Source organism: uncultured Streptococcus sp., assembly GCF_902463925.1.
Taxonomy (GTDB): Bacteria; Bacillota; Bacilli; order Lactobacillales; family Streptococcaceae; genus Streptococcus.
Genome location: NZ_CABQHE010000006.1, coordinates 102072 through 114716 on the forward strand (window position 1 = coordinate 102072; position 12645 = coordinate 114716).

The 12645-nt window shown below is 36.6% G+C and carries 15 protein-coding genes; 7 read left to right on the top strand and 8 right to left on the bottom strand.

What is annotated here, in order from left to right:
- The first annotated feature begins 50 nt into the window (after nucleotides 1-50).
- Together RDY04_RS05965 and RDY04_RS05970 are read left to right on the top strand one after the other, a co-directional pair.
- Nucleotides 51-323, top strand: coding sequence for a hypothetical protein (locus tag RDY04_RS05965; protein WP_303952435.1), 273 nt, complete (start codon nucleotides 51-53; stop codon nucleotides 321-323).
- 178 nt (nucleotides 324-501) lie between these two features.
- Nucleotides 502-1005: a hypothetical protein gene (locus RDY04_RS05970; RefSeq protein WP_303952437.1), complete on the top strand. Its 504-nt coding sequence runs from the start codon at nucleotides 502-504 to the stop codon at nucleotides 1003-1005.
- A 153-nt stretch (nucleotides 1006-1158) separates the two neighbouring features.
- Here RDY04_RS05970 and RDY04_RS05975 read toward each other — a convergent pair whose 3' ends face one another.
- Nucleotides 1159-1767, bottom strand: a complete 609-nt coding sequence (locus RDY04_RS05975) for a CoA pyrophosphatase (RefSeq protein WP_303952439.1) — start codon at nucleotides 1765-1767, stop codon at nucleotides 1159-1161.
- A 162-nt stretch (nucleotides 1768-1929) separates the two neighbouring features.
- On the opposite strand from RDY04_RS05975, the gene RDY04_RS05980 reads away from it, so the two are divergent.
- Genes RDY04_RS05980 through RDY04_RS05990 form a run of 3 tightly spaced genes read left to right on the top strand, consistent with a single transcriptional unit; the run spans nucleotide 1930 to nucleotide 3669 of the window.
- Complete coding sequence (locus tag RDY04_RS05980; RefSeq protein ID WP_002887098.1) at nucleotides 1930-2256, top strand: PadR family transcriptional regulator; 327 nt, start codon at nucleotides 1930-1932, stop codon at nucleotides 2254-2256.
- A complete protein-coding gene (locus RDY04_RS05985; protein WP_154864044.1) occupies nucleotides 2243-2827 on the top strand; it encodes a DUF1700 domain-containing protein in 585 nt (194 codons plus the stop codon). Before RDY04_RS05980 ends, RDY04_RS05985 begins: the two co-directional genes overlap by 14 nt.
- Nucleotides 2824-3669, top strand: coding sequence for a DUF4097 family beta strand repeat-containing protein (locus tag RDY04_RS05990; RefSeq protein ID WP_303952442.1), 846 nt, complete (start codon nucleotides 2824-2826; stop codon nucleotides 3667-3669). The genes RDY04_RS05985 and RDY04_RS05990 overlap by 4 nt, the downstream gene beginning before the upstream one ends.
- Nucleotides 3670-3706: 37 nt before the next feature.
- Here the strand turns inward: RDY04_RS05990 and RDY04_RS05995 are convergent, their stop codons facing one another.
- On the bottom strand, nucleotides 3707-6076 hold the full coding sequence (locus tag RDY04_RS05995; protein WP_303952444.1) for a YhgE/Pip domain-containing protein: 2370 nt from the start codon (nucleotides 6074-6076) through the stop codon (nucleotides 3707-3709).
- A 128-nt stretch (nucleotides 6077-6204) separates the two neighbouring features.
- On the opposite strand from RDY04_RS05995, the gene RDY04_RS06000 reads away from it, so the two are divergent.
- Nucleotides 6205-6744: a TetR/AcrR family transcriptional regulator gene (locus RDY04_RS06000; protein WP_295495991.1), complete on the top strand. Its 540-nt coding sequence runs from the start codon at nucleotides 6205-6207 to the stop codon at nucleotides 6742-6744.
- A 75-nt stretch (nucleotides 6745-6819) separates the two neighbouring features.
- On the opposite strand, the gene RDY04_RS06005 is transcribed toward RDY04_RS06000, so the two are convergent.
- Nucleotides 6820-7182 carry a DUF1304 domain-containing protein gene (locus tag RDY04_RS06005; protein ID WP_303952447.1) on the bottom strand — a complete coding sequence of 121 codons (363 nt, stop codon included), beginning with the start codon at nucleotides 7180-7182 and terminating at the stop codon, nucleotides 6820-6822.
- 115 nt (nucleotides 7183-7297) lie between these two features.
- On the opposite strand from RDY04_RS06005, the gene RDY04_RS06010 reads away from it, so the two are divergent.
- Nucleotides 7298-7486, top strand: a complete 189-nt coding sequence (locus tag RDY04_RS06010; protein ID WP_003095232.1) for a hypothetical protein — start codon at nucleotides 7298-7300, stop codon at nucleotides 7484-7486.
- A 186-nt stretch (nucleotides 7487-7672) separates the two neighbouring features.
- On the opposite strand, the gene rpsD is transcribed toward RDY04_RS06010, so the two are convergent.
- From rpsD to RDY04_RS06035, 5 genes are all read right to left on the bottom strand, one after another.
- Complete coding sequence (gene rpsD, locus RDY04_RS06015) at nucleotides 7673-8284, bottom strand: 30S ribosomal protein S4 (RefSeq protein ID WP_002885833.1); 612 nt, start codon at nucleotides 8282-8284, stop codon at nucleotides 7673-7675.
- Between the two features lie 197 nt (nucleotides 8285-8481).
- Nucleotides 8482-8784 carry a Veg family protein gene (locus RDY04_RS06020; protein ID WP_002885699.1) on the bottom strand — a complete coding sequence of 101 codons (303 nt, stop codon included), beginning with the start codon at nucleotides 8782-8784 and terminating at the stop codon, nucleotides 8482-8484.
- A 23-nt stretch (nucleotides 8785-8807) separates the two neighbouring features.
- Entirely contained in the window at nucleotides 8808-10169 is a 1362-nt protein-coding gene (gene dnaB / locus RDY04_RS06025) for a replicative DNA helicase (RefSeq protein ID WP_303952451.1), read from the bottom strand.
- 42 nt (nucleotides 10170-10211) lie between these two features.
- The gene (rplI, locus tag RDY04_RS06030) at nucleotides 10212-10670 is read right to left on the bottom strand and encodes a 50S ribosomal protein L9 (RefSeq protein WP_295496465.1); all 459 of its coding nucleotides are present in this window, start codon (nucleotides 10668-10670) and stop codon (nucleotides 10212-10214) included.
- A gap of 1 nt (nucleotide 10671) precedes the next feature.
- Nucleotides 10672-12636: a DHH family phosphoesterase gene (locus tag RDY04_RS06035; RefSeq protein ID WP_303952454.1), complete on the bottom strand. Its 1965-nt coding sequence runs from the start codon at nucleotides 12634-12636 to the stop codon at nucleotides 10672-10674.
- Between the last annotated feature and the right edge of the window lie 9 nt (nucleotides 12637-12645).

A 12645-nucleotide genomic window follows, 5' to 3' on the forward strand; every position in this document is an offset into this window, starting at 1 on the left:
ATGTTCAAAATTCTATTTCATCTCGTTTTTATCTGGTTAAAGTTTAACTTTTGTTACTCATTGCCAGCCCAACGGAAAGCGACTCAGATTTTAATCGCCAAAATAGTGAATATAAGATTTTACCTGATGAAAGAGAATATTGGGACGACTTTGTTAAAAAGTCTATTAAGATCAACCCTAAAAATCAAAAATTTATTAATGACATCTCTAAAACTTTAAACACTGATAAAGATTTTAAAAATATTATTGTTCAGATAGAACCTGTACCAGACACGACGCTATCTACTTATGAAGGGGGACATTCTAAAGCTCTGGGCGGCTAACTTAAAGATGCTTTACGAAACAAAAAACTTGTTGTACAATTGAATTTTCCTTCTAGTTTCCCTTCCAAAGAAATTGACTTACATTCTCAATTAGAACAGGTACTTAAAAAATCAGAACTACCAGATGGATGGTATATCTTGAATCAAAAAAATGACTTTCCAAAAGAGGTACATATTGATGACAATCAAATTCGAATTAACTGAAGAAAGAACTCAAAGAGAATTATCTGAGGAAGGGTGGTCTTTCCCTATTGGGAGATGGGCGGCTTTCTCACTATTTGACACCCTAATCCTAGTTAGTCCCTTGACAAGAGAATTGATTTATCCTGGAGGGAGTGATTCTCGTTTTTACCTAGGTAAATCATTGGGTAACTTGATGCTAGATGATACACAACGCTTCATCTTTATTATTATCATTCTAACTCTGTTGCTACCTGCTTTTGCCTTAATCATAGAAAGCCTATTATCTTCAAAAGAGTGTCCTCTACTTTCCATGATATGTAGCTGTTTAATTTTTGTTATTTCAACAGTTTTATTTATCTATAGTCTCAGTATTGTCCCGGATTTTTGGAGCATTACTATTTATAGTTATATGTTTTACTTACTCTTCAACATAGTTAGCTACCTAAGAAAAATTAATAGAATTATCAATCTTAGGATAAATAGCACTAAAACATCATAACCTCTACTAACACGATACTCTAACTACCCATACATTAAGCTTTAAAGACCTACCCGATATCCTATTTCAGAAATAAATTTTACTTCTTTTACACCTAGTAAACAAACTAACTAATAGCAAAAAGATCAACATATTATTGTTGATCTTTTATTTTTACTCTAAATCTTTCAGAATATCTGTAAATCTGTGTGTAAACATAGCTGTCATCCCCCATATATTTTCTGTCAAGTTTCTGTAAAAAGGAATATGACGTTCACTGTACCCAAAATTGTATTTTTCTCTATTTTTCACCAGAAAAAATGGGAAATCTTTCGCACCACTCAAGGTAGAAGTCACTTTATAATAAATCGGTTCCTCTGTCAACAAAGTGTCAACATAAACTGTAAACAACCGTTTCACTTCTTCATTCGGATGAATATCCTCCCAATTTTCTATATTTATCTTTCCAACAAAGCAATGGATGGTTCTCCCCTGATGAATCAGATAATCAATCTCTCCCCAAATATCAATTTGGTCAGGAATTAAGTTTAGCTCCTCACACGTTTCTCGTATAGCAGTTTCCTGAAAAGTCTCACCATCTTCGACACGGCCACCAGGAAAAGAGACCTCACCTGGTTGAGAAATATGCTCACTTCGTACTTGGTAAAGGATTTGATACTTATCAGTTTTGACATCATATATCAAGGGTATAAGCACTGCATAGCGTCCTTTCTCCCCTAGTGGCTTCGGCTCGTAATGAGCTAGTTTATCTTTAATAGTCATAAGAACTCCTTGATTTCATATTATCATAAAAAAGAAATTATCCCTATTATATAAAATTTTTATATATAAAATATTGACATATCTATCTAAAAGAGATACACTCAATGTGTAAAATAATTATATATAATTTTTATACATATCCTAAAAACAAAGGAGCACACTATGTATTTTCCAACATCGTCAATCCTGATAGAGTTCCTAATACTAGCTATTATCGATAGAGAAGACTCCTATGGCTATGAGATTAGTCAAACCATAAAGCTTGCGGCTAATATCAAGGAGTCAACACTGTATCCTATTCTCAAAAAGCTTGAGAAAGCAGGCTATATGACCACCTATAGTCAAGCGTATCAAGGGCGTAAACGTAAATATTACAGTATTACCCAAGAGGGAAAAAATCAACTTCAATTTCTTAATGAAGAATGGTTAACCTACAAAGAAACTCTGGATGGTATTGTTGAAGGGAGATTAAGACATGACAAGGACTGAATATATAGCCAAATTAACAAAATATCTACGAAAATTACCACAAAAGGACTACGAAGAGGCTCTCGAGTATTTCATGGAATATTTTGAAGAGGCCGGACCTGAAAATGAAGCTCAGGTTATTGCAGAATTAGGTACACCTAAGGAAGCCGCACATGAAGTCATTAGCCGTCTTCTAGACGAAAAGATTATTGAGGATGAGAGTAGCTTACGCAATAAAACGACTATCCTTTGGATTGCGATTCTAGCTGTTTTAGCCAGTCCAGTCGCCTTACCAATTCTACTATTCTTCCTAGCTATGCTATTGACACTTCTTTTGATTATTTTTGCAGTTATAGTGACTGCCTTATCTCTTACTTTTGCCTTACTCATTAGTGGTGTTTACACTTTCTTTACAAGCTTCTCTCTCTTAAATGTTTCACTAGCTTCAACACTGTTTGGAATAGGTCTAGGTCTATTGATGTTTGGAGGAGCACTCTTACTACTTTGGGTTTCATTTGAAATATGTAAACTTATTGTAAAGCTAATTACCCTATTGATTAATTGGCTCATCAAGAAAGGAAGAAAATCATGAAAACTTGGAAAAAGATTATCCTCGGAGTGTCTCTTATCTCTCTATTTTTAGGAGGAGGATTAGTAGCTTGGGGTTATAGCCAAGGTGGCTTAACAGATTTACAAAATCAAACTAAAAGTGAGCAAGATTATGTCAAGAAAGAAGTTAAGGACTTCAATAAAATTGATATTAAAAGTAGTAGCTACAATGTGCTTATAAAAAATGGTGACGTTAACAAAGCAACGCTTTCTTACTACCAAAAAACAAAAAATCCAATTGACACATCTGTAAAGGATGGTAAATTGACTATCAATGATAACAACTCTGAATTAGATTCGACTTCTAACAAACATATTAACTTTTTTGGATTAAAAGATTTAGTAAGGCTTTCTACTCTCAACGAGGAAGTCAGAAATAAAACCATTGTCATTACACTCCCTAAAAAACAAACGATTGATTTTTTAAAGGTTGATTTAGCAACTGGAAATCTAGATTTAAGTAATAGCACCATCAAACAAGCAGACATCAATCTAAATGTAGGAGACCTAACTTTTACTAAAATGATTGTCAGCAACCTAAAAGCTAACCTTGATGTTGGTAGTGTTGATAGTGATCGTACACTTTTTACTAACTCAGATTTATCTATTGCAATGGGGGATTACTCTGGAGATAACCTGATTTTCAATGGTCACAATAAACTGGATGTTACATCTGGCAATATTGAACTAGCTCTTAAAGATTACATGCTCAATGTTCAAGCCGATAGTCATTCAGGAGAGGTAGATATCACAAATAACCTTAAGATCTCAAAGGATAACACACTAACCATTACCTCAGACCTCGGTGATATAACTGTTGAATAACATAAAAAGCCAGCTCACATTAGAGCTGGCCTTTAGTTTATTCATTTTCAGACTTTGGTCTATAAATAATAATACCTACAACTACAAAAATAAGTAAGAAAATGAATAACATACGTACTTGATCTGAGATCTGTCCTGTCATTGAAATAGTTTGACGAAGACCTGATACGGAGTAGGACATTGGTAAGAATGGTTGGACGACCCTAAAGAACTTAGGACTAAGTTCAATTGGATAAGTCCCTGCACTAGAACCTAGCTGCAAAAGGAGTAGAATCATGGAAGCAAACGCACCATATCTATCATCCCAACCCACAAGGGCTGTAACGAGCGCCATTAAAGTCCATGCTGCAAGGAGAATCATACCAAATGTAGCTAATGGATGATTTGGTTCAACTCCTACAAATCGAATGGCAATATAAAGGGCAATAGCAGCCATAGTTGTAATAATACCATTGATAAGTAACTTATTCTTAGCCCAATCAAAACGGCTCGTAAAGTTTCTTCCTGTCAAGCTCTTAGCAAAGATAACATTAGTTGAAAGGGCGACAACCATAAGAGAAACAGAGATCATATATGGAGCCATTCCCACACCATTAGTGTCAACCTTATCCTTGTCAGTTTTCTTCTCTTTGAGAGGAGCACTAACCATTTTTGCATTGTCTGAGTTTACAGAAACAAGAGAGAGTTGCTGGTTAGCCTTGTTTAATGAATCAGATAATGTAGAAAGATTAGTTGACAGACTTGTCAATCCATTTGTTAAGGTATTTCCTCCAGTTGCCAATTGTTGGGCACCTATATTGAGAGCACTTGCTCCACTTTGAAGAGTAGAAAAACCATTCATTAAACTACTACTGTTAGCATCTAGAGTTTGAGCACCACTGGCAATCGTTGACACAGCACCAGTATAAGTTGACAAACCATTTGAAAGTGCGCTTGCACCTGTTGCTAGAGTACTTTGAGCGGTTGACACACCTGATGCCACTTGAGTTGCTCCTGGTGATAATTGATTGACAAGTACTGAATTGACATTAGCAATATTAGCTTGCATTGATGATACCGTTGATGAAGCTACAGGAAGAAGAGCATTCGCCGAACTTGCAATGCCTGAAATAGACGTTTGTAGAGAAGCCAAACTACTTGAATCTCCACTACTAGTTGTTGTCGTACCTGTCAAGCTAGATAAAGCAGTTGACATACTTGACACATCAGATGCAATAGTTGAAGCATAACTACTAGCTGTAGATCCTGCATTACTAATTGCCGATGTAATCTCTGCTTGTTGATCTGCAGTCAAACTTTGATAAGCAGCTGTTCCTTGTACCGCAGCCAAATCATTTGCTTTATCAGTTGCACTAGCTGTAGCTATAGAGCTAGCTGCAGAAGAAATATTTGAAAGATAAGTCGCTATTGAACTTGTATCTACTGATGTTGTTGATGTTCCACTTGGTAATGATGTGTTACTTACCGCTGTATTAAGATTTTGAATTGCTGTATTTAATTCAGTTAAATTAGTTGACAGGGTTGACAGCTGTGCTTGCTGTTCTTCAGATAAACTTGTTGCTGTAGCCATTTGACTGAGCGCTGTTGACAACGAATCTGCACCTGTAACTAAGGTATTCATGGCCTCTGCTCCTGATACAAATTGACCTGCAGCAGAATTAACAGCCTCAGAGTTCGCGTTTAACTGTGACAAAGCGCCTGACAAAGTTGACACACCTGAAGTATAGGCAGATGCGCCTGAACTCAAGGTATCAACACCTGTAGCCAATGTTTGAGTAGAGCCAGCAAGAGTCCCTAGGCCATTTGATAAGGTCTGACTCCCTGACTGAAGTGCGCCTGCACCTGCATATAATTGACTAGCCCCATTCGCTGCAGTTCCCATACCACCCTGAAGTTGAGACATACTCCTAAAGACAGCTCCAACATAAGTTGACGTAATATTTTTAGAAACGGTATCCTTCAACTTAGACATGGCAGAATCGCTCATTTTTGAAGAAACGAAGCTATGTCCTGCTGTTGTTTGATAAGAAATTTCCAGTTTCTTAGGATCATTTGTCAAAAGACTTGCTGCATTACTTGAGAGGTTTTCTGGAAAAGTGATTACCATATAGTAATCACCATCCTCAATTCCTTTTTGGGCTTCATTTTCAGTCACAAAGTGATAGTCTAGATTTTTGTTTTTAGACATATTGTCTACCATATCATGACCAATATTCAGAGTCTTATCTTGAAAACTAGCGCTCTTATCTTTGTTCACCACTGCCACTGGCAGATTTTTCACATTACCGTAAGGATCCCACATAGAAGACAAAAAGATTAGATTATATAAAGCAGGTATCAATGAGACACCAATAATAGTTATCCAGAGCTTTGGACTTTTAAGAAGAGCCTTTAATTCTGCTAACATATTTCTCCTTTTTAGACACTGTGTTTATTTTTATGATATAATCAATTATAAACTCATTTACCTGAAAATCAATGTTAAACAATCGCTTTTTGGACACATGGCCTAAAAGTGTATAAAAGGAGATTTGTATGTCAAAAGATCAAAGACGCGCGCAAACAAAAAAAGCTCTTTTAGATGCTTTAGTAATATGTCTTGAAGACCAAGATTTCAATGATATTACTACCATTCGTCTGGTTCAAACAGCTGGGATTAGCCGTTCGAGTTTTTATACCCACTACAAAGATAAGTATGAAATGATTGATAGTTATCAGAAAGAGCTTTTTCATAAACTAGAATACATCTTTGATAAATATGAAGGAAAGAAAGAGGGAGCCTTTCTCGAAATCTTTGAATTTCTCACTCGTGAAAAGCTCCTATCAGCTCTATTGTCTACCAATGGATCAAAAGAAATTCAAGATTTTCTGATACATAAACTTCAGCGTATGATAGCTGAGGACTTCATTGATCCCACTGCTGAAGAAAGAACTCTCAAAGGATTCGAGAAAGACTATGCCAGTATTTATTTTGCGCATGCTATTTTTGGTGCTTGTCAAGCCTGGATAAATAAAGGGAAAAAAGAATCACCTCAAGAAATGACAGACTTTCTTCTACGCTTTATTCCACAATAAAATAACTTCAAAATCATAAAAAGCTGTTAACCATTTCAATAGTTAAAGCAGCTTTTTTCTTTTACAATAAAATCCTTAAAATAAGGAAATGATAAGTGAAAGCAAGGTCAAAATTGCGGGTCCGCCTTGCGTTAAAATAATTTTCTTATTGGCAGTTATAGCACCATAAATAGCAGCAAAGCAAACATTGAGTACAAAAACAGTTACAAGTAGCTGACTATTTGTAAAAATTCCATACAAGAGGAATACAGCAATCAAGCCATTGTAAATTCCTTGATTTTTAAATAAGTTTGTAACAGAATCACGTTGAAGTTCTTCTTTGCTCATATTGAAAACACGACTAGTCGTGTCTGAATGTGTCGCAAAAGTTTCCAAATACATGATATAGAGATGCTCCAAAGCAACAATCCCAGCTAAAATTAGTGTAATAATAGACATAGTAGCCTCCTTCTTAAATAACTTTGACAGTATATCAAAAGTAAACCTTAAAAACAACATGTATGCTTCATACAATTTGAAATGTGGTAAAATAAAGAATGAAAGAGAGGTTCTTATGACAAAGACAGAAGTAATCCAACGTCTCCAAAAAGATTTGGGAATTCCTAGATTTCAGGCTTATATAGAGGATAAAGATTACTCCGAAGAGGAGTACGACCAACTAAAAAAAGATTTTGAAAGCTACTTCACCAACTACGTTTCAAACGTTTCAGCAGATTTTGAAGGCGGATTGGATAATAAATAATTTATACCTCAAAATCATCTATCATCATATTACGAATCCCCAGTCACTTGTACTAGACTAGGGACTTTTTTATATTAGAAAACAAACTTGTAACTAAACAAATAACTGAACAAACCTAAAAATCAATGATTTAAGATAAACAAAAAAGCCCATAACAATGGGCTTTTCGATACAATAATTTTAAAATTAAAGCATTTTGTTGTAGAATTCAACGACAAGTGCTTCATTGATTTCTGGGTTGATTTCATCACGTTCTGGAAGACGGGTCAATGAACCTTCAAGTTTTTCAGCATCGAATGATACAAATGCTGGACGTCCGATAGTAGCTTCTACCGCTTCAAGGATAGCAGGAACTTTAGCTGATTTTTCACGAACTGAGATTACTTGACCAACTTCAACGCGGTATGATGGGATATCAACACGTTTACCGTCAACAAGGATATGACCGTGGTTTACGAATTGACGTGCTTGACGACGAGTAGTTGCAAGGCCGAGACGGTAAACAACGTTGTCAAGACGACGTTCCAAAAGAACCATAAAGTTGAAACCAAGTGTTCCACCTTTAACTTTAGTAGCTTGTACGAACAAGTTACGGAATTGTTTTTCACCCAAACCGTATGAGAAACGAAGTTTTTGTTTCTCAGCCAATTGCAAACCGTACTCTGAAAGTTTTGAACGGTTGTTTGGACCGTGTTGACCTGGTACGTAGTTACGACGTGCCAATTCTTTACCTGTGCCTGTAAGTGAGAAACCAAGGCGTCGTGATTGTTTCCATGATGGACCTGTATAACGTGACATTAATAATGTCCTCCTATAAAAAATATTTTTAGGAAATAACGTTTTAGATAAACCTGATTCGTTCAGAAAGACTTCGCCCAAACAGCAAAGGTTACTTTTCTAGCCGACTTCCTGTTGACGAGCTTCATTTTATCCTGCTATTATTTCACATACTTTAGTAGTATACCACGAAAAAAAAACCAAGTAAAGGCTTTTTCTTATTTATTTTCGATTTCAGCTTGTTCCTCAGGACTCAAATAACGAATGAGAGTCTTCTCAGTCAAAATATCTGAATAAGTGTAAGATTCAACATAACTATTATTAATAGCTCCTGCTTGAGAACTGAAATCTTGATATTCAACAATAAACAATGATGGATAAACCTCTGTCAATCGACCAATTTTATTCTTTTCACGTTTACGTCCATTCTCTAGGGTCAATTCTACTAGCTGACCTTCATGTGACTTAATAGCTTCCTTGATGTTTTTCATCTTAGCAACATCTGCAAATGCATCACTCATATATATCTCCTTAAATCTGAAAATTATGATTCCTCAAACTGAGCAATCGATGAAAATTTATTGTATTCTTTTTGGAATAGTAACTTGACTGTTCCACGCGCACCAGCACGGTTTTTTTCTAGGATAACTTCGATTGTATTATCTTCAATCGCATTCTCTGGTTCTTCACCCTCTTTTCGGTAGTAATCATCACGATATAAGAAGGCTACAATATCGGCATCCTGCTCGATAGATCCTGACTCACGAATATCAGATAAGACTGGACGTTTATCCTGACGTTGTTCAACCCCACGAGACAACTGACTCAAGGCAATTACAGGAACTTTGAGCTCCTTGGCCAGGATTTTTAACTGCCTTGAAATATCTGAAACCTCTTGTTGGCGATTTTCTGGTCGCGTCCCTGTAATCAACTGCAAATAGTCAATCACAATGAGACCGAGACCACCTTCTACTTCTTGTGACAATTTACGGGACCGTGCACGAATCTCAGTAATCTTTATACCAGGGGTATCATCTATATAAATAGGTGCCTCAGCCAATGCCCCTTGAGCAATCATCACATTATTCCAATCTTGCTCTGTCAATTGACCTGTACGTAAAGCATGGGAATCAATCATCCCTTCAGCTGCCAACATACGATCAACCAAGCTTTCTGCACCCATCTCTAGTGAAAAGACTGCAACAGCTTTATTTTGCTTGGTGCCAACATTCTGAGCAATGTTCAATACAAAGGCTGTTTTACCAACTGCAGGGCGAGCTGCTAAAATAATTAATTGATCAGGGTGTAAACCTGTTGTAATCTTGTCAAGATCACGGAAACCTGTTGGTAACCCAGTAACATCTGATGTTTGCTGTGAACGCATCTCCAAAGTATTAAAATTGACATCAAGAACTTCAGATATTTTACGGAAACCACTACGATTGCTATGCTCTGAAACATCAACTAAGGCTTTCTCAGCATTTGCAATAATTTCATCAGATTCAGTTGCCCCCTCATATGCTTCGTTTACAGTTTCTGTCAACCTATTTATAATACGGCGAAGCATGGCTTTCTCAGCCACAATCTTAGCATAGTACTCAGCATTTGCGGATGTTGGAACACTATTTACCAAATCTACAAGATAAGAAATCCCCCCTATGTTTTGGAGGTCATCTTGGTCATCTAGAATAGTACGTACTGTCGTGGCATCAATGGCATCATTTCGATCCGACAGCGTTACCATTGCTTTAAAAATGACACGATGGGAATACTTGTAAAAGTCATCTGCTTCGACAAACTCTCGAACTGTAATTAACTTTTCCGGGTTAATGAAAATAGCCCCCAGAACAGACTGTTCCGCTACTAAATCATGAGGTTGCACTCGTAATTCTTGAGCTTCTGCCACAATTATTCCCTCCTTTACAAGATTTACTTATAGTGTCAACAATTACTCAGCACTATTTTTGATGTTAATCTTAATTTGTGCATTCACTTCTTTATGAAGCTTTACAGGAACTTCTATCAAACCAATCGCTCGAATAGGATGTTCAAGTTCAATATGACGTTTATCAATCTTGATTCCAAACTGTTTCTGAAGTCCTTCCGCAATCTTTTTAGCTGTAATTGAACCAAATGTACGACCATCTGGTCCAACCTTCTCAGTAAATTGAAGACGATTTTCTTCTTTCTCAAGTTGTTCTTTAACACGTTTTGCTTCAGCTAACAACTCTGCAGCATGCTTTTCTTCTGATTTTTGTTTTCCTTTCAACTCCCCGATAGCTTGGTTTGTTGCTTCTTTAGCAAGATTCTTTTTAATCAAGAAGTTTTGAGCATAACCTGATGGTACTTCTTTAATTTCACCTTTTTTTCCTTTACCCTTAACGTCTTGTAAGAAAATAACTTTCATTTTAATCCTCCTTGGGAGCCAACTCTCCCATAATAGTTTCAATTAATTTATTTTGCGCTTGAGCAACACTACAGTCTCGTAACTGACAGGCAGCTAGGTTGAAATGTCCTCCTCCACCTAATTTTTCCATAATGCGTTGTACATTAATCGCATTATGGCTTCGAGAAGATATGTTTACAGTAGAATTACTTGTTCGAGCAACAACAAAGGTTGCTTCGATTCCAGCCATTGCAAGCATAGTATCTGCTGCCTTAGAAATCACAACATTATTATAACACTTATAGTTATCTCCTGTAGCAACGATTATATCATCAGTAATTCGTTCGCCTGCAAGAATTAACTCATTAATACGTCGATATTCGTCAAAATCAGTAGCAGAAATCATTTGAATTTCTCCACTGTCACTTCCTAAACTACGAAGGTAAGAGGCAACATCAAATGTTCGACTAGTAACACGCGTAGAGAAATTCTTGGTATCCAGCATTATACCCGCCATAAGGATAGAAGCTTGGATTTTACTCAAACGTTCTGGAGCCCCTTGGAATTGTAACAACTCCGTAACCAATTCACAAGCAGAGCTTGCTCCACTTTCAATAAAAGTCAAAACTGCATTTTCAGGGAAGTCATCATCTCGGCGGTGATGGTCTACGACAATAACTTCATTAAATCGATCATAAAAATCCTGAGATAGGGTTAGATTGATTTTTGAATGGTCAACCATAATTAGCAATGAGTGTTGGTCAACTAGTTCCTCAGCTTCTGAGAGTGTAATAAGTGGTGACTGCCAATCTTCCTTCAAACGTTCGACCGCACGCTCAATATCCGCATTCATAGCCATATCATCATAAACAGCATAGCTCTTTCTAACAATCTGACTAGCAAAATGGGCCATACCAACAGTAGCCCCTAAGGCGTCCATATCAAGATTCTTGTGACCAACAACAAATACTTTTTCGACTGTTTTTAACTTATCTGAGATTGCAGTCATCATAGCTCTTGTTCTTGTACGAGAACGCTTAACTGTTGAGACAGAGCCTCCTCCAAAATAAAGAAGTTCCTTGTGATCGTCATTTTCCTTAACAACAGCTTGATCCCCGCCTCGAACAAGTGCAATATTAAGGTTCTGCAAAGCAACTTGCCCGATTTGATCATGCTTAAGCGTCCCAAAGGATATTCCCATACTCAAAGTCAGTGGTAAACCACGTTCTTGTGCCTGTTGACGGAAGTCGTCCAAGACAGAAAACTTTTGATCCATAAATTCTGTCAAAACACTGTAATTGGTAAAGAAGTAAAAACGATCCCCTTCAATACGTCGATAATGAATATGCTTAGCCTTAGCAAACTCAGAAATAAATCCTGCTACAAATGTATTGATTTTTGAAACATCCGCATCTGGCAAACTTCCTGTCACATCGTCGTAGTTATCAACTGAAATAATCCCAATAACAGGTCGAGTCATATTTGGATCAACATTTTCATCTTGATCATAAACATTGTCAATAAAATATGTCAGCTTATTGTCAAAATCCACAAAGGCAGCATATTTATTGTCACCAACAGTTATCACATTCGAAGGTGACCCCTTTCGCTTCTGGGAGATAAAGTCTGCAATCAACTGCTTATTGAAGTTCCCATATTCATCTGAAAGCACTAACTTGGCATAGGGGTTGAACCATTCAATATGGTCATTTTCGTCAAAAGTAATAACTCCGACAGGCATCTTTCCAAGAAGGGTCTTCAAAGAATCCTCAACATCCTGATTCAGTTCATCTAATTGCTCTATTTCTAAGGACTCATATGTTGTCTTTTGGTAATGCAATAGTGCAACAACTACTACCATAATGATAAAAAGCGCAAAAATGAGTGCAGACTCCGATTGTAATACGCGAACAAAAATGGTGGCAATTCCAAAAAGAATTAGTCCTATCATTACCAGGTGAATAGTTGCAAAGTGAAATCTTTTCATATAAAACCT